Below are 18,485 nucleotides of genomic sequence, written 5' to 3'. Positions count from 1 at the left end.
GAGGGGGCCAGCTGGGACTGTGTCGCTACGTTGCCCGCCATGATCAACTCGGAGGAGAGCACTCGCGATCTCGCCAGTCTTATGGTGCCCCGCAGCGGTCGTCTGGTGGCGACCGGCGACGAGATGGAGCCGTACCGTCTGTTGGCCGCCGGTGGCGGGGTGGTCGAGCCGGCGGCTGTGTTCCTGCGGGAGCTGTTGGCGGCTGGGCGGTCGGCGGCGACGTTGCGCTCGTATGGCATGGACTTGTTGCGTTGGTGGCGATTTCTGCACGCAGTGAATGTCGGCTGGGATCGGGCGTCCCGGGTGGAAGCCCGCGATTTCAGCTGCTGGATCCAGGTGACGGCGAAGCAGCGGCGTCTGGTCAGCGGTCGCGGCAACGCCGGGGCGCCGAACCCGGTCACCGGCAAGCCCGCGTTGGGAGATCGGTACGCACCGGCGACCGTGGCGCACAGCGAGACGGTGCTGCGTGGTTTCTACGACTTTCACCGGGACGCGGGCACCGGACCGGTCCTGAACCCGTTTCCCCTCGATCCTGCCCGGCGGTCCCGGCGAGCGCACGCGCACCACAACCCGATGGACGGATGGGCGCACGAGCGGGTGGGGCGTTACCGGCCGAAAGTTCCGAACCGGGTTCCTCGGGCGATTCCCGACCCGCGGTTCAACGAGCTATTTGCCGCGTTGCCGTCCAACCGGGACCGGGCGCTGGTGGCGTTCTGGATCTCGACCGGGGTACGCGCGTCGGAGCTGCTGGGAGTTCGGCAGTGCGACATCGATCCGGGCCAGCAGCTGATCACCGTGGTACGCAAGGGAACCCGCGCCACGCAGCAGGTCCCCGCGTCGGCGGACGCGTTCGTGTGGTTGCGCTTGTATCAGGAGGAAGTGCATGGCCAGGTCCCGCGAGGCCGGACTCAGCCGGTGTGGTGGACGTTGCGCCGACCACGACGGCCGTTGAACTACCATGCGGCACATCGGATGTTCGAGCGCGCCAACGCCGCACTCGGGTCGGACTGGACACTGCACGACCTGCGGCACAGCGCGGCGGCGAGAATGGCCCGCGACCCGCAACTGACGCTCAGCGACGTGCAGCTCGTCATGGGTCACGCGCACCTGTCCACCACGGAGATCTACCTCACGCCCAACAAGGACGAGGTGATAGCCGGTGTCCTGGCCCATCACGCCCGCACCGCCGAACAGCGGGACAAGCCATCGCCTCCGCCGCCCGCGCCTGGCTACGACCCGCAGGCGTTGAGCGTGCTGTTCGGGAGGGCGTTATGACCTCCACCGTCAAGCACAGCACCCGCAAACCGCTGCCCGCGGCGACCTCGGTTGCCGCCGAGCAGCGATCGCGGAACCGTCAGCTGCGCACCGAATTTCCGCCACGATCGGCCGAGCAATGGTGGCCGCACACGGCGGCGACGGCCGAGCAGGTGCAGCAGCGGTTGACCGCACCGCCATTCGCGCCCCCGGCAAACGGCACCCGGGCTGGGCGACGGCGCGGCGTGACCAAACTGCTGCGCTGGCTCTCGGCGTTTCCCGGAGACACCTGGCAGGACCACTGGCTGGCCAGCGGCGCCGAGGAACGTCCGGGCGCAGAGTGGGTCACCCTGCCGATGGAGTGGTTGGCAGCGCACGGCGGAGTGACGTCCTACGACTCGACGGACGTGCCGTCCGGCCTGCTGATGCTGATCTGCGGTGACGTCATCCGCCCCGGCCTGCCGTGGATGCTCACTCGCACCCATCGGTATGTGGCGTCGGTCATGGCGCAGGTCAGGGATCCGGCCGGGTTCACGAGACTGGCAGAGCTGGCCGCCGCCGAGCCGGCAAGCTCCCAGGTCGACGCGAAGATCGCGGCGACCCGGATCGCCACGATCCTGGCCTGCAAGGGCGGCACCATCGCCGACATCACCGTCGGCGACTGCGTCGAGCTGGTGGAAACGATGCGGCGCGTCCATACCCGCGGCGGGCAGAAGAAGGTCGACTTCTACCTGCGGTTGCGCGCCCTGGGCGTCTTCCCCGGGGATGCGCCGCACAGCATCCGCGCGTTCGGCCTGGCCGGCGGACGGCTGACGATCGAGCAGCTGGTCGACCGATATCGCATCCAGTGTCGGCCAGTCCGGGACCTGCTCATCGACTACCTGCGGGAACGCCAACCATCGTTGGACTTCACCAGTTTGGACGCGGTCTCGCGGACACTGGCCGGGCTGTTCTGGGCTCGCATCGAATCCCTCGCCCCCGGCATTGACACCCTGCGGCTTCCGTCGGACGTCGTCCGCGCCTGGAAAGACGAGCTGAGGACGGTCAAGCGCACCACGACCAACGCCGCCGGCGAGCGCATCGAGGTGTCAAGCCCTCGTCTCAACGCTAAGGACGAGCTGATGCGCGTCCGAGCGCTCTATCTCGACATCGCACACTGGGCGGTCGAGGATCCAGCCCGCTGGGCGCCCTGGGTCGCGCCCTGCCCGATCAGCGGCACGGAGGTCCAAAAGTCCAAGGAGCGCAGGCACCGCAAGGCCCGCATGGACCAGCGCACCCGCGAGCGGTTGCCCGTCCTGCCGGTGCTGGTGCGCACCGCGAACGATCGCCGCCTGGCTGCTGTCCGTCTCCTCGCCGTCGCGCAGGCGACCGAGTCAGGAGCGGTGATCGACGGCACGGATGGCGCACTGCGAAAAGCTGTGGCGCCCAAAGCGATCGGTCGGATCGTCTGGGCCGAGGACGTCGCGACAGGCAACCGGCGCAACCTGTCCTACGAAGAAGAGGAAGCGTTCTGGGCGTTCGCCACCGTCGAAGTGCTTCGTTTGACGGGTATCCGCTGCGAGGAACTGCTCGAACTGTCCCACCACAGCATCACCGAATACCGACTGCCCACCACCGGCGAACTGGTGCCGCTGCTGCAGATCGCCCCGTCCAAGACCGACACCGAACGACTCCTGCTGGTCAGTCCCGAACTCGCCGACGTCCTCAGCGCCATCGTCCAGCGATTGCGCACTCCCAACGGAGCTGTCCCGTTAGTCGTTTCCTACGACATCCGAGAGAAGATCTGGCACCCGCCGATGCCGCTGCTGTTCCAGCGGGCCATCGGCAACGAGCGCCGCGCGATCACCCCCTCGGCCATCCGCAAACTACTCATCAACGCCCTCGCCTCGACCGAGCTCACCGACGTCAATGGCGACCCGTTGATATTCCAGGCACACGATTTCCGAAGAATCTTTGTCACCGACGCAATCATGAACGGCCTGCCGCCCCACATCGCGCAGGTCATCTGCGGACACAAGACCATCGACACGACCATGGGCTACAAAGCCGTCTATCCCGCCGAAACGATTGAGGCACATCGCGCGTTCATCACCCGTCGCCGCGCCACCAGGCCCAGCGAAGAATACCGAACTCCGACCGACGCGGAATGGGATGCGTTCCTCGCGCACTTCGAGAAACGAAAGGTATCGGTTGGGACCTGCGCGAGAGCATTCGGATCACCCTGCGTCCATGAGCACGCTTGCGTGAGATGCTCACTCCTGCGACCGGACCCCGCGCAACGCGCCAGGCTCGTCGAGATCCGCGACAACCTCGAGGCCCGCATCATCGAAGCGAAACGCGAAGGATGGCTCGGCGAAGTCGAGGGACTCCAAGTCAGCTACAGCGGTGTCAAAGACAAGCTCGCCCAGATCGACGCCACGTTCCAACGACGACAGGCAACAGCGACCGAGCTCGGCATGCCCTCGTTCGGCTTCATCTCCGGAAGGGCCACTTCCGATGAGAAGTAAGTTCAGAGAACATGACGACGGTTCACAACAGGGCGGCCTGTCTGTCGCCGAGATATGCACGTTGACAGGTCAGGCAAACTAGCGGGGTGAATATGGAAGACGTTGGTGCACGGTTGGTCCGTCGATTTGGTCCAGAGGCCGAGCGCTGGCTCGCGGAAGTCCCGCTCGTTGCTGAACGGCTGGCCGCCCGATGGGGCCTCGTACTCGGTGAGCTGTTTGAGAGCGGAGCCTCCTCTGTCGTCCTGCATTGTCAATGGCCGGACGGGACGCTGGCGGTTCTCAAGCTCAGTCCGGATCGGACACTGCTGACCAAGCAAGTGGAGATGCTGCGCGTGTTCGCGCCCTCGGGCCGGGTGCCGGCCGTATTGGCCATCGATGCGGAGGCCGGGGCAATGGTGTTGGAGGAGATTCTGCCCGGCACCGAAGCCGAAGACCTGCCAGGCGCAACGTTGCCGCGGCAGTGGGGAGAGCTGCTAGCCGCACTACACGGCGTGGCTCCGCCCACGCACTGGCCGTGGGATCTACGCGGTCGGCTTGACGAGGCCTTCAGCCGAATCGGCCAGAGGCTGACCGAACCAACCATCGGTGCTCGGATCGATCAGACCATGTGGCAGCGGGCGATACGACGCTGCGAGACGTTACTGGACACTCAGACCAGGCTCGTGCTACTGCACGGCGATCTGCACCTCGCCAACGTCTTGGACGGCGGCCCGTCGCGGGGTCTGGTCGCGATCGACCCGAAGGCATGCATCGGCGATCCATGCTTCGACGCCGTCGACTACGTGGTGGCCGGTGCCGGACACGAGGGCGTCGAGGCCCGCTGCCAACGAGTGGCCACCGCATGCGGGCTCGGCGAGGACAGGCTGTATTCTTGGAGCCAAGTGATCGCACCCATGTTCGCCATCGCGCATCTCACCCATGGCGGGCCAGAGCCGGTGATCGACGAACTGCTCGCACTGGCTTCGTGATACCAAGCGAATATCCACCCATACCGCTTTGAGTGCGTGTCAGCTGTGGACGGCTGTCTGCCAACGCAGGTTGGGGCGGGTAGGCGCAAGTTCAGAGAAGCATGCATCCGCTGTCCCGTCCTGCGCATCGATCCGCGCCAGCGGGAGCGGCTCGCCGAGATCGTCCGCAACCTCGCCGACCGCATCACCGAAGCCCGAATGAACGGCTGGCTCGGCGAGGTCGACGGCCTGCACGCCGCCACGGCCAAGCTCATCGACCTCGACCGCACGATTGTGCACACCCGCGACGGTGGGCCGGTAGATATTGGGATGCCGATCCTGCGCTCCTGACCGCACCTCCTAACTCCTGGCCTGAGCACTACTCCAGTAGCATAAGGTCATTGCGTAGCACATCGATGTGCAACATCCTGGTCTGTTCCGGCGACGTTGATGTACATGACCGACGACGATGCGAGACCGACGACTACCTCAGAAGAGTTCCCTTCGACGCCTTCCGGCAGCAATTCTCCGACTCTGTCGCCTAGAGGCAACATCTTGGCGTCGATGTACAGACTCTGGCAGCGTTGGGTTGATGTCATGATCACAACCCCATTCGTAGTCAGCTTCTTCCCTTACCCTGAGTTGATGCTGCTCACTAAACCGTTTGGACGCGCCGAGAAGAAGCTTCTGATCGAGATCGGTGTTTCTCGTAAAAACTGCAGACGTGCCAATTGGGCCATGATGAGATCGGGCCTGGCTGCATATCTCACTCTTTTAGCTTTATCGTTATGGATTTTCCTTGCTCTTCCGGAAAGGCGGCCGAGCAATCCGTCGGTGACGCCCATCGTGACGCGCGGAGATTTTATTATTGCTGCTTTCCTGACTACGGCGATGGCAGTCTGGCTTTTCGATAATAGTGCATATCCGCGCAAACGGCTACTGGCCTCATGTGCTCGCTGTGTTAGGTTGGTGCATTTGTTGCGGCCCACTGAGCCTCTGCATGGAATCGATCTTCTGTGTGCTAAGTGGCTTGCTGATCCTCAATTTTTACGTCGTCGAGTTGTTGGTCTAGCGTGGGCTCTCACGCGAGATTCTGGCCGACTCAATGGAAATTCCAGTGATGGCGGAGTTACAATGGGAGAGTTGCTACTTTGGTTTGCGGAAAGTCCGGCTGATCGACGGCGGCGGCCTACTATTTGTCCACAATTGGGGGAGCTGATAACGGAAACAGCTTCCGGGGGGTTGATACCGCAAATTGCATTCTCTCCCGCTGCAAGGTTTCGTTCACGTTCGCCGCGCGATCGCCTTTTTCGTTGGTTGCGAACGTTCGCTGGGGGTGCGCTGGCGACAGGTATATTTGTTGCCATTGTGACGGCTGCCCTTCGGGTCTGGTTCAAATGATGTGGCGAAGGTGGATATCACTCTGTCCAGTGTTGACCTGCGCGTAACTTGTCGGGTGTGCAACGCTAACGCGCGGGCAGCTGGTGACAGCAAGTGCTACTATTGGAAAGTATCGTACGGTCGGACAAGGAGGATTTGATGGCACGGAAGCCAGCGGTTGGCGGGGTCATTGTAGCCGTGCTGCTCCTGCCTAGCGCCATCAACGTTGCTACTAATGCTTTCCCTGATGAGTGGAAAAAGTACACCTGGGTAGCGATTCCAGTCGCTCTCCTGCTGGCGTTATATCTCATATTCGACGCGCTGCGAGAGAGGCGTGGCGATGTCGTTTCCCGGCAAGCGGGGGCAGAGAATGATTCTCGACTGCAACTTTGGCGGCAAAAGCGACAACCGGTTCCTGTCGCGTTACGAAGGCAAGCCGACGCGCTTGTTCAACTGGCTCGGGTGTTATATGGACGCTGTGTGGGGGGCTACGTTGTCGAAGCTACCAAGCGATTGACTTGGTTTCAGAGCGTTGATGACTGGCGTAGCCGTCGTTTGGAGCTGAGGGAACTGATGCGCGATGACCTACAGTCACCCCTTGCCGCCCGCGAGCAGTACGTGATGTTAGTCTAGGCTTCGTTAGCGGAAATCGCGAGATGGCAGCGCAAGATTACGAATATCGAGCGGCGCGACCTGATCAGCCACCACCGATGCAGTGCCCTGACCAATCTGGACGACGCCACGCACCACGATTGCCGGGTTTCGCAACACTTGCTTAAACCGGTGAAAGAGCCCCGGCGAGACCAGGACATTGGCCATCCCGGTCTCGTCCTCGAGGTTGAGGAACGTGATCCCGTCGGCCGTGGCCGGCCGTTGCCGGTGGGTGACCGCTCCGCCGACCCAGACTCGGGTGCCGTCCTCGACGCCTGCGAGAGCGGCGGTAGTGATCGCGCCGCGCGCGTCGAGCAGCTCCCGCAGGAACTGCACGGGATGGGAGTCGGGAGAGACGCTGGTGGCCCACAGATCGGCGGCGGTGACCTCGAACCGGGTCATCCCTGGCAAGGCACGGGCGTCGAGGCCGGGCACCAGGCCGGGCAGGTGCCCGGGTCGGGTAGTCGCCGCGGCACCGGCGGCCCAGACGTCCTGGCGGCGGTCGCCGCCGAAGCGGGTGAAGGCACCGGCGGTCGCGAGGGCTTCGGCGGCGGTCTTCTTGAGCTGGACGCGGCCGGTGAGGTCCCCAATCCCGGTGTAGGGACCACGGGCTTGGCGTTCGGTGACGATCTGCTCGGCCACATCGTCGCCGAGGTGCCGGACACCGGCGAGGCCGAGTCGGATCGCGACCCCGCCGGTGCTGTCGGCGTCGGGTTCCAGGGTGGCGTGCGCGAGGCTCGCGTTGATGTCCGGCTCGCGCACGAGCACGCCGTGGCGGCGGGCGTCGGCGACCAGGGACTGCGGGCTGTAGAAGCCCATCGGCTGGGCGCGCAGCAACCCGGCACAGAACGCGGCCGGGTAGTAGCTGCGTCCCGGATTGCCGGAGAAGGACACCCACGACTACAAACGCAACGGACCACGACCTTGTTCGCGGCACCGGAGATCGCGACCGGGAAAGTCACCGACCAGTGCTACGACCGGCACGGCAAGGCCGAGTTCCTCGACTTCCTCAAGAAGGTCGCCAGGGCCTACCCGCGTCGCGAGCTGCGTGTCTTGCTGGACAACTACCACACCCACAAGCACGCCGAGGTCAATGCCTGGCTGGTCAGGAACCCGAGGATCACGCTGCACTTCACGCCCACCTCGGGCTCCTGGCTCAACCTGGTCGAAGTGTTCTTCGGCATCATCACTCGCCAGGCGATCCGCCGCGGATCCTTCGACAGCGTCAAAGAGCTCGTCGCTGTGATCCGCGGATTCATCGACGGCTGGAACACCCGCTGTCACCCGTTCGCCTGGACCAAGACCGCCGACGAGGTCCTGCCCCACGCCACCCGTCAACGAACCTCAGACGCGCGACACTAGCTGGTCATCCGACAGGTATTCTGGTCACTCCCGTGGCCGTCTGACATTGGACTTGCGATTCGGCGGGCCTCGCGCCGAGCGTGATCATGCACAGCAGCCGTCGGGGTGGGTAGCTTGGCCGATCCCCAATGTTGAGCATCCGCGGTGCGACAGCCGGCCAGTGGGGACAGCGTGGCGCAGTCGGCGCCGCAGGTGGGCCCGCAGGGCTGTCAGGTTCGGCAGCGCTGGCGGCCGCAATTGGATACATGGCGTCCCCGGCGACCCCCAGGTCCATCACACGCCCGGACCTGCACCTACACGGGCCGAAACGACGTCCGAGCATGTTCAGGTCGATCACTTGGCGAGAGGGACCCGTTCTTCGATTCAAAACCAGGCCCCTACGGTGCCAGTCGTCGTAGCGCCGAGTATGAACGTGCGGTCGTCATGCAACGCGCCAGTCAGGTCAGCGCGCGTGAGGTCAGCCAAGTCGAGGTCTGCCTGGGAGAGATTCGCGTGAGTGAGGTGCGCGTCGGTGAGGTTCGCGTGCCTGAGGTTCGCGTCCGTGAGGTTCGCGTCGGCGAGGTCAGCGCGAGTGGCCTGCGTCCCGTTCAGACGCGCGTGGGCGAGGTCCGCGTGGCTGAGGTGGGCCTCGGTGAGGGTCGTGCCGCCGAGCTGGGCGTAAGCGAGGTAGGCGCCCGACAGGTTCGCCTCGAACAGTCTCGCGTCGGTGAGGTTCGCGTAGGAAAGGTCGGCGTGGGCGAGGCCCGCGCCGTCGAGGTCTGCGTGGGAGAGATTGGCGTTGGTGAGGTTCGCGCCGTCAAGTTGGGTCACGATGAGCCTCATGCCGGCAAGGTTCGCGCTGGCAAGGTACGCGTGATCGAGGTGCGCGCCGTCGAGTTGCGCGCCGGCGAAGTGCGTGCGGTAGAGGTTCGCGCGTTCGAGCTGCGCTCCGATGAGGTTGGCGTTGGTGAAGTCGGCTTCAAATAGATTCGCGCCACCGAAGTTCACGTAGGCAAGGTCGGTGCCGGTGAGGCAGACCCCGCGGAGGTCGGCGATTGTGTCTGCGTCGTTGTCGTGGTTGCGTCGGCCGAGGACCGACAGGGCAGCTCTGACATCGATCTGGACGTTCGTGCTGCTGGCGCAGGTGGTGGTGCCGTCGGGTTTTCCGGTGGCGGTCGGGAGCGTGCTGCGGATGAAGGCACTGAGGATCTCGATGATAGTGGCTTGATCGCGGGGTGAGTCTCTGGCCAGGCGTTCCAGGGCGTAGATGCCGCCGAGGCGGGTTTGGAGGTGGTCTGCCCCCTGGGCGCCGAGCTGGTCGACAGCCTTCGTGTAGCGGTCGGTGATCTGGCCTTGTTCGGATAGGTTGATCTGCGTGCGGGTCGCGGACAGCGACTGCGCAGTGAATCCCAGAGCGGCCAGGGCGGTGGCTGCGGTCACGACCGAGGTGATCGCTGTCCAGTTCCATCGCCGCGGCGGCGGCGTCACGTCCGGTGTCACCGTTGCACGTGGCAGCAGACCTGGCTGGCCCGGTTCCGATTCCCAGCGGATCGACATGGGTGGGGTGACGGTGGGTCGTGGGGAACCGTGCCTGATGAGCGTGGCGGTGGCGGCAGCCAGCACCAGCGCGAGCAACAGCGGCCACCACCGGCCCAGCCAGGCTTCGATCGCCGCCCAGCCCGGCCACCATTGCTGGTCCGGCAGTTGCCTCAGCGCGGCATCCAACAGGAGAAGGACGGTGCTGACGCCCAACACGATCACAGCTACCCGCCGCGTTTTCGGTTTCACTCACAGACAGTCGTGTGAGGGGCCCGGGCCGCTACTGCTGCCTGGCAGGGGGTACGCATTCGTCAAGCCGGACTCTTGTGACGCAGGTCGAACCTGTATCACCGGTCGGCTTCGCTATCGAGCGTGAGGCAGCGGCAAGACGGCCGCCGCCCAGGGGCGACGGCTCCGGCGCCCAACCGCATGAACGCGTGGCGGGTTAGCCGAACAGGGCCAGATAGATTGACGCGTTAGTCTGCCGGGCGCGTCAGGCTATCTGTCCTGTCGCTGGTCAACGACTTACCGTCGGCCATCTTGGCCGCCGCTTGACAGGGGCAACGCGTGGAGAACGGCGCCGGGCTGACGGCTCCGCCGGCTTCATAGTCGACGACGGGGTCAGCATTGGGTACGCGGTGGCTGTGCCCGCTGCTGCCGTGGCATCCGGTGATGGTCGGCAGGGCGACGGTCGGCTTGCCCTTTTCAGCCGGCCGCCGAGCAGAGCCAAGAGGAGCATGCCTACGACTTAGCGGATCTGGGTGACCGTGATCAAAGCCGGCCGAGCCGGTTCCTTCCGGTAGAGGTCACGGAACGCCAGTCGCGTGTGCCAGGGCTGCGAGTGCCCGTGCAGTCCATGCGCTCGGCAGTACCGCCTTGAGCGGATGCCCGCATCCGCTCAAGGCGTGGCACGCTGCTAGTACGTGGTGGGCAGGTAGTGGTAGCAGTAGTTGTCGTAGTAGTCGCTGAAGTCGAGCAGGAGCGCGTCGCCGGTCGAGGGGCCGACGACGCCGTCTGCCGGCAGGCCTGCCCAGCGCTGGAATTTCTGGATGGCGGTGTAGGTCTGCTGGCCGAACGCGCCGTCAGTGGTGGCGTACCCGGGCGAGGGCGAGTCGTCGATCAGCTTCTGGACGCACCAGACGGCGTGGGAGTTGTTCGTCTCTCCCCAGCCCACCCAGCCGGCGCCCACAGCGGCGTGGGCGGACCCGGTGGACGCCACGGCGGCCACGGCGGCCAGGGCTGTGGTGAGCCCGGCCTTGATGGCGAACTTCTTTCCGATCATTTCGATCCTTTCCCATGACGGTTAGTTTTGTGTTGAGGTTCATCTCTCTATGACGGTTCTGTTCTTGATGGTGTTCACTTATCCGACAGGAGTCGGGCTTCGCTCCCGAATCCAGCCGCCCCCTCAACGGCTGGATCCGTTGATTTGGCGCCGGTGTTCTGTTAGCGCCTGCACCAAGACTGCCCGCGGACTCAGACGGAGTCACCCCCATTCGGCCTCTGCCGAAAGAGGGCGAATCGGTCAAGAATAGGGCGAGTCATGTTGGACTTGAACCAGGGGGACTTCGGTGGGATTCCGGTTTCATTTCACGGTCGAGGACCTGGCACGCACACGCGTGGACGACCGGCCGTATGCGATGATGGAGTTGCTGGCCGCCCTTCGGCAGCTGCAATCTCGTGCTCAGCCCGTGCGGTTCGGGGCTTGGCGCAGCGAGGTAACGGCTCGGCTGCCGGCCCAAGCCCGGATGATCGTCGATCTCGCACCTCCTTCAGGATCGATACCCGGGTTCCTGTTCCCACCCTCGGCCGGCGAAGCGCACCAGCTGCTGGACGAGGCGCGGGCAATCTCGTCACGAGAGATCCGCACCGCGCTTCTGTGTGCCGCGGAGTCCCGTTCCGTTCCTGGCTGGGTGCACCGGCTTGTCGACGATCGGCAGCTGAGGCGCCAGCTCTTTGACACCTTCGCCCTTGTGTACGAGCAGGCCCTGGCCCCCTACTGGCCGCACGTGCGCACCACGGTTGCCATCGACCGGGTCCTCAAGGGCCGCGACTTGCTCGACGGCGGGGCCGACCGGGTGCTGTCCGGGCTCAACCCGCGCTACATCCGCTGGAACCCACCCGTTCTCGAGGTGAAGACACCGATCCCGCTCTACACCGATATCCACCTGGACGGCCGCGGCTTGCTGCTCGTTCCTTCAGTGTTCGGCGCCGAGACGCATCCGCTCGCCATCTCCTCCCCGGAATCACAGCCCCTGCTCACGTATCCCGCCCAATCCGGAGATGGCGACGCGTACCCTCTGCTCATCCAGACCGACTCGCCGATAGCGGCAGGCCTCACTTTCGCCCGCTTGGCCGCCCTACTCGGACGGACCCGTGCGACCGTCCTGTGCACCATCGCCGAGCATCCCGGATGCACCACAACCGAACTCGCCAGACGCGCCGGTATCGCCCCCGCCAGTGCCAGCGAACACGCCACCATCCTGCGCGAAGCTGGCCTGACCACCACAATCCGCCACCGCAATCTCGCCCTCCACACCCTCACCGGATCCGGAACATCGCTCCTTAATCCGGACACTGCCAGCGCGACACCGTCGGGATTCTCAAGAGAGTTCCTGCACGAGACACCGACTCACGCGGGCCTAGACAACCCGGCATCACGTACTTGATCTTCAGTTAGCCGTACCTCGTTGCAGTCCGGAACCAGTACCCGGCGCCGTGCAGGCGTACCCCAGTCGTCGTCACAGGGGCAGCTCGGTAGTGTCCTGCTACACACGTTGTGCTGGTCATCGAGACCGCCACCGACGCGCTACGCCGCACGCAACCCTCACTGGCACGCCCGTACCGGCGGTACCGGGTTGTGGTCATCCGGACGGCAGCGAAACCTAGACCCCGGCCGCCAACCCCCGGCGACCTCTAGTGGATCACCTTTTCCTGACTTGCCAGGTCCTGACGATCATCGGGGACTGCAAAGCGGTGTAACTCCCGATCATGGAAGTGCACCTGATGAGCGACATGATGTCCGGCGTGGACAACGCTGAGGACCCGGACCCCGAGACCGGGCTGGACGGCCTGTAGAGTCGAGGACGCGGGCTAGCGCGTCGTTGTCTGCGAGTGCGTTAGGGCATCTGCGACGTCGAGCCCCTCATCGCGGCGGCCCGCGAGATGTCCACGAGCCCCGACCACGATTCAGCGCGGCTTTCGCCGACACCGCGTGGCTAGGTGTTGTCTAGTTTTGGCGGAGGTTGCCGATGACGGCTTCGGCCATTTTGGCTACTCCGCCGCATCGGTCGTGGGCCCAGTAGTTGTGGGGCAGGTCATTGCCGGTGATTTGGAAGGTGAGCATCTGCTGGTCGGTGGCCTGGACGGCTACCGAGCAGTCGTCGGTACTGCCGCGTTGGTGGTAGACGATGGCGGGCAGGCCGTCGATCGAGGTTTCGGTCCACGGCTCGAACAGGTCGGCTTTCCGTGCCGGCGACTCCGCCAGCTCAGTGAGGGTGCGCGGGTTTTTGGCTGGTTTCGAGGCGGTGGCGTTCGTGCCTGGGGGTGTGGCCCAGGAGCAGCCGTAGATGGGCGCTGTGGTCTTCCGGAACGCGCTCACGTCGCCGGGTGGATCGGCGACGACGGCGGCTACCTGGTCTTTGGTGAGCAGGCTGCACGGGTCGGTGTCGAACTTGGCCAGGTCGAGGGGCTTGTCGACCTGGTCCAGGGGCAGCGGCGCGCCGGTCTGCGCGGGGGCGGGTGGCTGGGTCAGCACGCGCTCGGGAGTCGACGGGCCGCATCCGCTGAGCACGCTCACCGACACGAGAGCGGCGCAGCCGAGTACTCGCGTTCTCATGCGGGAGCTGCGGAGGGGTCGATGCGCCATTGTTTCTCGTTGTCCATTCCGGAGTTGGTGGGCATCGGGGGCAGGTCGGGGAAGTTGGTGTCGCCCTGCACGATGGCGGTGGCTTGCGCGCGGAAGTCACCCAGGGTGGTGACAGCCTGGGCGAACAGCCCGTTGATGGCGGTGACGAGGTTGGCGAACGCGTCCACGACGGCGTCGATGACGTCCTTGGAGGTGAACACGTCGACGATGGGAATCGCGGCGGTCGCGATCGCGACGATCGTCTTGTAGCCGAGCTTGCCGAGCTCGACGGCGCAGGTGCCGATGAACTCGATGGCTTTGCTGTAGGTCGCGATCACGCAGCCGGCGATCCCGGAGAGGATGCCGGACATGCTGCCGACGACGTCCTGCTGATCGCCGAGGGCTTTCCCGACGTGGTCGGCGTAGGTGTTGAACTGGGCGGCGGCACGCCCGCTCCAGGTGCCGGCCACCGCTTGGACGGCGTTGTCGATGTCGTCGCCGGCGTCGGCGAGGGTGTGGTTCTTCGCGAACTCCATGGCCATGTCCTGCACCTGGAACGCGTTGCCCAGCAGCTTGTTGCGGACGTCGTTGAGCAGCTGGATGATGTCGCCGCGGCCGAGCAGCTCGGCGATCCTGCGGATCTTCCCGTCGGATTCTTCGGGATAGGGCTGCGGCGCCGCGGGTGTCGGCGGGGCAGTCGGTGCGCTCACAGGTCAGCCCATGCCCCTCTCCAGGTCGCGAAGACGCTGGAAGTCCGCTTCGTCCTGGGTCTCGTAGTAGTCGGCGGCCTTGTCCATTGCTTCGGCGAACTGCCCCAGCTGCATCGCGCCTTTGTCGGTCTTGTCCCGGATGTGGGCGATGGCGTTGTTGAACATCTCCACGACACCAGCCCGGGCACCCAGCATGCCCACGTCATCATCGCGCAGGACCACCTGCGCCAGGTCCTGCTGGCCGAACTTGAGCACCTTGTCGCGGGCGGCGAACACGTCGTCGGTGGCTGCGCGTAGGGCTTGGGGGTAGACCTCGAAGCCCGAGCCGGCCGCGGCGTTGCCGAAGGGGTTGGTGAAGTTGCCGTTGTTCATCGGTTCTCCCGGGCAGCGTCGTCGATCATGGCCTTGCGCCGGGCGGCGGCGGCGGATTCGGCGCCGGCGATGGCGCGCAGGACGTGCCCGGCGAGGCTGGCGCCGGTCTGCCCGGCGACCGCGCCGCGGTGGAGGTCCACCGATACCAGGCCGCCGAGGCCGTCGACGGTCACTGTGCCGAGACCGGCCGCGATGTCGCGCATCAAGGGCAAGGCCTCACCGGTTTTGGCTGCCTGCTCCACCGCGGCGACTCGGGCGTCGATTTCTTTCGCGAGGTTGTACACCGACTCTTCAGTGTTCACCAGCGTGCGCCTCCTGGCTCGGGCTCGTCGGTCAGGAAGTCCAGCTCCTCGAAGCTCTCCTCGTCCGGCGGCGCAGCCTCACGCCGGGCCGGCGCACCCGCGGCAGCGGCGGGCGGTGGTTCGGCTGGTCGGTGCTGGGACGTGGCGAGGGGGACCGGCGGTGGTGGCGGTGGCTTGCCGAACAGGGCGTTCAGCTGCGGCAGCGCTGAGGCGCTGGCGGCGGCGCGGGCGCCGCGGACGGCTTCGACGATGCTCAGCCCGAGCCTCTGCGCATGGGCGCCGTGTAGAGCCCGGTCTTCGATCTGCAGGTCGAGCAGCTTTCCCTGACCTGTGACGACGGCCGTCACCAGCTGGTCGCCCGAGCGGGCGGTGTGCCGGGTCGCGGCCAGCGTCGTGTCCAGCTCGCCGGCCTGCTGCTGTATCAGCCGCGTATCCCGCCGTGGTGCGGTCATGACGGCGTCACGAACTCAGCCATCCATCCCCCTACTCCAGGTTCCGCCAATGTGACGGAACGTGCCCCACCGGCACCTTACTGCCCTTCGAAGCGGGCGCAACCACAACCCGAACGAACGGACCCGCCTCACGCCGTCGTCGCGGCGGGCAGCCGGCCCTGCAGTTCCTCCACTGATCGGTGCGCGTGGATCGAGGCCTCCGCATGTCCGCTTCATGAGCGCGTGTAGTGGAGGATGTTCGACACCACCGTCTACAGCTTCGGCGCCTCTGCCAACGCGGCCAGGTGGTCGCTGTGGATGTTGTCGTGCGGTTGGCGGTAGTCGATCAACTCCACCCCCGCATTGTGGTACCCGAACCGGCTGGCGAGCAGCTTCAGCTCGTCAGTGGCCGTGGCCCGGCCGCGCTGCATGAGCGCGCTCGGCGGGCGGCGCGCCTGCGGCAGCCGGTCGGGCCCGCACATGCCCTTCAGGTCTTCGGCCACTCGCTGTGTTTACGCTGGTCAAACCCCTGATCGGTGACAGCCAGTACGAGGACGAGCGCTCAGTGCTGCAGGTGCGTCCTCGTAGGGTGACCTTGACCGGCTCGGCTTGACAGATAGTGCAGGTTCTCGCAGTATCCGAACAAGTGTTCGATGAGTTCGGGTTCGCTCGCGGCTTCCCCTCGTGGGCGTCTCCGGTGCGTGTTCGTGGTGCTGGAGGTGCGTGGTGGCGGTGCCGGAAGCAGTGGCCGGGCTCGCGGCGATCCCAGGCGTCCGCACAGCCGCGCAACTCGGCGAGGCAAGCCTGGATACCGCGGCGTCCGCCGGCTCCTTGCCGGTAGCGCCGGCCCTCGCCGGGCTGGTGCCCGGTGGGTTGCGGCGCGGCAGCACCGTCGCCGTTCGGGGCTCGACCGCGCTGATCTTGGCACTGCTCGCCGAAGCGACGCGGGAAGGATCCTGGGCGGCGATCACCGACATGCCGGCTGTCGGGGTGGCAGCGGCCGCCGAGCTGGGCGTGGACCTGGACCGGCTCGCGCTCGTGCCGGATCCCGGAGTTGAGCTGGTTGCGGTCGTGTCAGCTTTGATCGACGGGTTCGACCTGATCGTGCTCGGCCCGGCCGCTGCCCGTGGGATCCAGCCGCCGCTCGCGCGTCGGCTGGCTGGGCGCGTGCGCAACCGGGGCGCGGTCCTGATCTCCGCGGGCGCGTGGCCGGGTGCCGATCTCGAGCTGGAAGTTTCGAAGCGTCGGTGGCGCGACCTCTCGGACGACGGCTTCGGCCACCTGGAATGCCGGGAGGTCGTCGCGACCAGCCGAGGCCGCGGGGCCGCAGCTCGCCCACGCCATGTCGCGCTGCAGCTGCCCGGCTCCGATGGCGCCATCGCCGCCGCGGAGGCAACTGTCGGCGGTCGGCTGTCGGAGGTCGCTGGATGAGCCGCACGACGCCACCGTGGCGCCAGAACCGGCCCAGACTATCGTGAGTCAGCCCGTGGCCGACGGCCAGGTCGGTGGCGCGGTCCGGTCGGGGGCGCGCGGTGAGTTCGGCGGGCTGATCCCGGTCCGGCCGACGACCGGCACGCTCGTGGTCTGCCTGCGTGGTCATCGGCTCGAGCTCTACGGCCAGCTCAAGCCCTTCAGCCACCGCTACCGGCTGCACGCCACGCTGTGCGAGGTTCGCCGCGCCCACGAAGCCTGCGAACCCGGGGCCCGGCGCCTCGCGGAGTGGGCGCACCTCGACGCCACGAGCCAGCACGCCGCCGATGCGGCTCCGGGCGACGGGCTCGTCCTCGTCGCGCATCCGCCGCCCGCCGGGACGATGGCCGGCCGGATCGAGTTGCGCCTCGATGGCACCGAGGTGGGCAGGGTCACCGTGACCACCTGCACGCCGTGCCAGGCGGCCACTCTCGACTACGTTCACGTCGGGGCCGAGTACCGGCGCCTCGGCTTCGGCCGGACACTCGTCGCCGCGGCGGTGGCCCGGGCTCCGTCCTACCGGTGGGCCGCTCCGCTGCCGGATGGGCCGGTGGCGCAGTCCTTCCGCGCCCGGATCGCCATGCACCGCACCGCGCAACCCTGCATCCACACTCGGGAAACGACCGGCCACCGCTGACCTTGTCGCTCGCGGCTTAGCCCGACGTTCGCCGTCCGTGTCGCGTCCAAGGGGCGGCTCCTGCTCGCCGGACAGGCGCGGCGCCGCCGGCCCGTCACCACAGGCGGATCACCCACTGCTCAGCGCGAACATCGAGGTCGAAGTCCTCGTCGCGGCGTGTTTCTCGTGAAAGGACATAAGCTTCGACCTTGTAACGCCTGATCTCGGGCAAATCGAGCGAGCGATCGCTGGGACCGGGTGAAATCGAAGTCAGCTGCAGTGGGTTCTGAGTAGGTGTTATCTCGGATGTGAAGGTATCGAGGTATTCCCGAGTGAAGGAAGGGGGCTCCTCGTCCCAGACTTCGACCCTGATGTCGACTTCGACGACGCCGGGGGAGAGAGTAAAAAGAATACCTTCGGGCGCGACTGCCCCGAGCGCCGTTGCAGCGCCGGCCTGCGGGTGAAGCTGGTCGGCAATCTGAAGAGTATCTCCGGTTCCGAGTACGAATCGATTGAACTCGGGGCTCAATTCACTTTCGACAGCCACGGTCGGGGCGCCGGAAGTCATGATCGTAGTGTAGCAAGCGGTGCTGTGTGCGGGGCGGGTTGAGGTTGCCTGCCCCGCACGCTGGTGTTCTATGGCATGGCGGTCACGTAGTACGCGTCGCCGTCAAGCAGGTGGTCCTCGGCGACAAAAGTGGAAAGTCGTGAGCCGACCAGCTGGTTGTGTCCGCTGAGCACGGGTCTCACGGCGTAGCTGCGAATCATGCTGTCTGTCACCGTGAAGGAGCCTTCATACGTCGTCGCGAACGGGTACTCGTCGCAGTCGTTGGTCCTGCCGTCGTCGCGGACCGTGTAGTCCGGGCCCCAGTTTTTGACGCAGCTGGCGACAGAAGTTCGACGATTGGCATCCCTTAGTTTGGTGTCGTAGTACGCGCGGTGGAGGGTTCGTCTTCCCTTGCTGTCCTGGAACGTACTTCCCCGTAGTGCCCGGGTATGTTTTTGTGATGTCGTTCTGCGCGTCCCAGATGAATTGGGCAGATTCCGAGATCTCGGGATCGGAGATGTGCATGGTGAACCATCCGGTCGCACCATGAAAGACGCAGTCACTGCTCTTTGCG

General features: G+C 65.8%; 21 protein-coding genes. 10 read left to right on the top strand and 11 right to left on the bottom strand.

Translation table 11 applies throughout. The features are described 5' to 3' along the window. Positions 1 to 39: 39 nt before the first annotated feature. The 6 genes from HUT10_RS10305 (at position 40) to HUT10_RS10280 (ending at position 6,721) form a co-directional block, all read left to right on the top strand. The gene (locus HUT10_RS10305) at positions 40 to 1,275 is read left to right on the top strand and encodes a site-specific integrase (RefSeq protein ID WP_176170976.1); all 1,236 of its coding nucleotides are present in this window, start codon (positions 40 to 42) and stop codon (positions 1,273 to 1,275) included. Further along, positions 1,272 to 3,761 carry a site-specific integrase gene (locus HUT10_RS10300; protein ID WP_176170975.1) on the top strand — a complete coding sequence of 830 codons (2,490 nt, stop codon included), beginning with the start codon at positions 1,272 to 1,274 and terminating at the stop codon, positions 3,759 to 3,761. Before HUT10_RS10305 ends, HUT10_RS10300 begins: the two co-directional genes overlap by 4 nt. A gap of 92 nt (positions 3,762 to 3,853) precedes the next feature. Then, positions 3,854 to 4,729 carry an aminoglycoside phosphotransferase family protein gene (locus tag HUT10_RS10295; RefSeq protein WP_176177762.1) on the top strand — a complete coding sequence of 292 codons (876 nt, stop codon included), beginning with the start codon at positions 3,854 to 3,856 and terminating at the stop codon, positions 4,727 to 4,729. A gap of 36 nt (positions 4,730 to 4,765) precedes the next feature. Then, on the top strand, positions 4,766 to 5,059 hold the full coding sequence (locus tag HUT10_RS10290) for a hypothetical protein (protein ID WP_176170974.1): 294 nt from the start codon (positions 4,766 to 4,768) through the stop codon (positions 5,057 to 5,059). A 105-nt stretch (positions 5,060 to 5,164) separates the two neighbouring features. Beyond that, positions 5,165 to 6,109 (top strand): hypothetical protein, encoded by a 945-nt coding sequence (locus tag HUT10_RS10285; protein WP_176170973.1) that lies wholly within the window; start codon positions 5,165 to 5,167, stop codon positions 6,107 to 6,109. Positions 6,110 to 6,247: 138 nt separating this feature from the next. Then, the gene (locus HUT10_RS10280) at positions 6,248 to 6,721 is read left to right on the top strand and encodes a hypothetical protein (RefSeq protein ID WP_176170972.1); all 474 of its coding nucleotides are present in this window, start codon (positions 6,248 to 6,250) and stop codon (positions 6,719 to 6,721) included. A gap of 6 nt (positions 6,722 to 6,727) precedes the next feature. Here HUT10_RS10280 and HUT10_RS10275 read toward each other — a convergent pair whose 3' ends face one another. Further along, positions 6,728 to 7,633 carry an OB-fold nucleic acid binding domain-containing protein gene (locus HUT10_RS10275; RefSeq protein WP_254896801.1) on the bottom strand — a complete coding sequence of 302 codons (906 nt, stop codon included), beginning with the start codon at positions 7,631 to 7,633 and terminating at the stop codon, positions 6,728 to 6,730. Between HUT10_RS10275 and HUT10_RS10270 the strand changes: the two genes are divergently transcribed. Further along, positions 7,538 to 8,101: an IS630 family transposase gene (locus HUT10_RS10270; protein ID WP_254897446.1), complete on the top strand. Its 564-nt coding sequence runs from the start codon at positions 7,538 to 7,540 to the stop codon at positions 8,099 to 8,101. The genes HUT10_RS10275 and HUT10_RS10270 overlap by 96 nt on opposite strands. Before the next feature lie 363 nt (positions 8,102 to 8,464). Here the strand turns inward: HUT10_RS10270 and HUT10_RS10265 are convergent, their stop codons facing one another. Together HUT10_RS10265 and HUT10_RS10260 are read right to left on the bottom strand one after the other, a co-directional pair. Beyond that, entirely contained in the window at positions 8,465 to 9,868 is a 1,404-nt protein-coding gene (locus HUT10_RS10265) for a pentapeptide repeat-containing protein (RefSeq protein ID WP_176170971.1), read from the bottom strand. A 667-nt stretch (positions 9,869 to 10,535) separates the two neighbouring features. Further along, on the bottom strand, positions 10,536 to 10,901 hold the full coding sequence (locus HUT10_RS10260; RefSeq protein ID WP_176170970.1) for a peptidoglycan-binding protein: 366 nt from the start codon (positions 10,899 to 10,901) through the stop codon (positions 10,536 to 10,538). Positions 10,902 to 11,187: 286 nt separating this feature from the next. On the opposite strand from HUT10_RS10260, the gene HUT10_RS10255 reads away from it, so the two are divergent. After that, the gene (locus tag HUT10_RS10255; protein ID WP_176170969.1) at positions 11,188 to 12,285 is read left to right on the top strand and encodes a helix-turn-helix transcriptional regulator; all 1,098 of its coding nucleotides are present in this window, start codon (positions 11,188 to 11,190) and stop codon (positions 12,283 to 12,285) included. Between the two features lie 560 nt (positions 12,286 to 12,845). Here the strand turns inward: HUT10_RS10255 and HUT10_RS10250 are convergent. From HUT10_RS10250 to HUT10_RS10225, 6 genes are all read right to left on the bottom strand, one after another. Then, a complete protein-coding gene (locus tag HUT10_RS10250) occupies positions 12,846 to 13,415 on the bottom strand; it encodes a DUF3558 domain-containing protein (RefSeq protein WP_176170968.1) in 570 nt (189 codons plus the stop codon). Positions 13,416 to 13,450: 35 nt separating this feature from the next. Next, a complete protein-coding gene (locus HUT10_RS10245; protein ID WP_176170967.1) occupies positions 13,451 to 14,173 on the bottom strand; it encodes a WXG100 family type VII secretion target in 723 nt (240 codons plus the stop codon). A 3-nt stretch (positions 14,174 to 14,176) separates the two neighbouring features. Beyond that, positions 14,177 to 14,545 carry a hypothetical protein gene (locus HUT10_RS10240; protein WP_176170966.1) on the bottom strand — a complete coding sequence of 123 codons (369 nt, stop codon included), beginning with the start codon at positions 14,543 to 14,545 and terminating at the stop codon, positions 14,177 to 14,179. Then, positions 14,542 to 14,829 carry a hypothetical protein gene (locus HUT10_RS10235; protein WP_254896800.1) on the bottom strand — a complete coding sequence of 96 codons (288 nt, stop codon included), beginning with the start codon at positions 14,827 to 14,829 and terminating at the stop codon, positions 14,542 to 14,544. The genes HUT10_RS10240 and HUT10_RS10235 overlap by 4 nt, the downstream gene beginning before the upstream one ends. Positions 14,830 to 14,843: 14 nt before the next feature. Then, positions 14,844 to 15,299, bottom strand: coding sequence for a YbaB/EbfC family nucleoid-associated protein (locus HUT10_RS10230; protein WP_176170964.1), 456 nt, complete (start codon positions 15,297 to 15,299; stop codon positions 14,844 to 14,846). Between the two features lie 251 nt (positions 15,300 to 15,550). Then, positions 15,551 to 15,781, bottom strand: a complete 231-nt coding sequence (locus tag HUT10_RS10225) for a hypothetical protein (protein WP_176170963.1) — start codon at positions 15,779 to 15,781, stop codon at positions 15,551 to 15,553. Positions 15,782 to 16,004: 223 nt separating this feature from the next. Here HUT10_RS10225 and HUT10_RS10220 point away from each other — a divergent pair, with 223 nt between their 5' ends. Together HUT10_RS10220 and HUT10_RS10215 are read left to right on the top strand one after the other, a co-directional pair. Continuing rightward, positions 16,005 to 16,709: a hypothetical protein gene (locus HUT10_RS10220; RefSeq protein WP_176170962.1), complete on the top strand. Its 705-nt coding sequence runs from the start codon at positions 16,005 to 16,007 to the stop codon at positions 16,707 to 16,709. Positions 16,710 to 16,752: 43 nt separating this feature from the next. Further along, entirely contained in the window at positions 16,753 to 17,385 is a 633-nt protein-coding gene (locus HUT10_RS10215; protein ID WP_254896799.1) for a GNAT family N-acetyltransferase, read from the top strand. A 94-nt stretch (positions 17,386 to 17,479) separates the two neighbouring features. Here HUT10_RS10215 and HUT10_RS10210 read toward each other — a convergent pair whose 3' ends face one another. Continuing rightward, complete coding sequence (locus HUT10_RS10210) at positions 17,480 to 17,932, bottom strand: hypothetical protein (protein WP_176170961.1); 453 nt, start codon at positions 17,930 to 17,932, stop codon at positions 17,480 to 17,482. A 68-nt stretch (positions 17,933 to 18,000) separates the two neighbouring features. Next, entirely contained in the window at positions 18,001 to 18,459 is a 459-nt protein-coding gene (locus tag HUT10_RS52165) for a NucA/NucB deoxyribonuclease domain-containing protein (protein WP_368660827.1), read from the bottom strand. Between the last annotated feature and the right edge of the window lie 26 nt (positions 18,460 to 18,485).

The sequence above is a fragment of the Amycolatopsis sp. Hca4 genome, assembly GCF_013364075.1.
In the GTDB taxonomy this organism is placed as follows: Bacteria; Actinomycetota; Actinomycetes; order Mycobacteriales; family Pseudonocardiaceae; genus Amycolatopsis.
The sequence above is the reverse complement of the archived record's forward strand: the minus strand, read 5'-3'. Positions and strand labels throughout refer to the sequence as shown.

Coding starts and splice junctions, on each gene's coding strand:
- HUT10_RS10305 (WP_176170976.1), top strand. CDS start 40: ATGATCAACTCGGAGGAGAGCACTCGCGATCTCGCCAGTCTTATGGTG.
- HUT10_RS10300 (WP_176170975.1), top strand. CDS start 1,272: ATGACCTCCACCGTCAAGCACAGCACCCGCAAACCGCTGCCCGCGGCG.
- HUT10_RS10295 (WP_176177762.1), top strand. CDS start 3,854: ATGGAAGACGTTGGTGCACGGTTGGTCCGTCGATTTGGTCCAGAGGCC.
- HUT10_RS10285 (WP_176170973.1), top strand. CDS start 5,165: ATGACCGACGACGATGCGAGACCGACGACTACCTCAGAAGAGTTCCCT.
- HUT10_RS10280 (WP_176170972.1), top strand. CDS start 6,248: ATGGCACGGAAGCCAGCGGTTGGCGGGGTCATTGTAGCCGTGCTGCTC.
- HUT10_RS10260 (WP_176170970.1), bottom strand. CDS start 10,901: ATGATCGGAAAGAAGTTCGCCATCAAGGCCGGGCTCACCACAGCCCTG.
- HUT10_RS10240 (WP_176170966.1), bottom strand. CDS start 14,545: ATGAACAACGGCAACTTCACCAACCCCTTCGGCAACGCCGCGGCCGGC.
- HUT10_RS10230 (WP_176170964.1), bottom strand. CDS start 15,299: ATGACCGCACCACGGCGGGATACGCGGCTGATACAGCAGCAGGCCGGC.
- HUT10_RS10210 (WP_176170961.1), bottom strand. CDS start 17,932: ATGACTTCCGGCGCCCCGACCGTGGCTGTCGAAAGTGAATTGAGCCCC.
- HUT10_RS52165 (WP_368660827.1), bottom strand. CDS start 18,459: ATGGTGCGACCGGATGGTTCACCATGCACATCTCCGATCCCGAGATCT.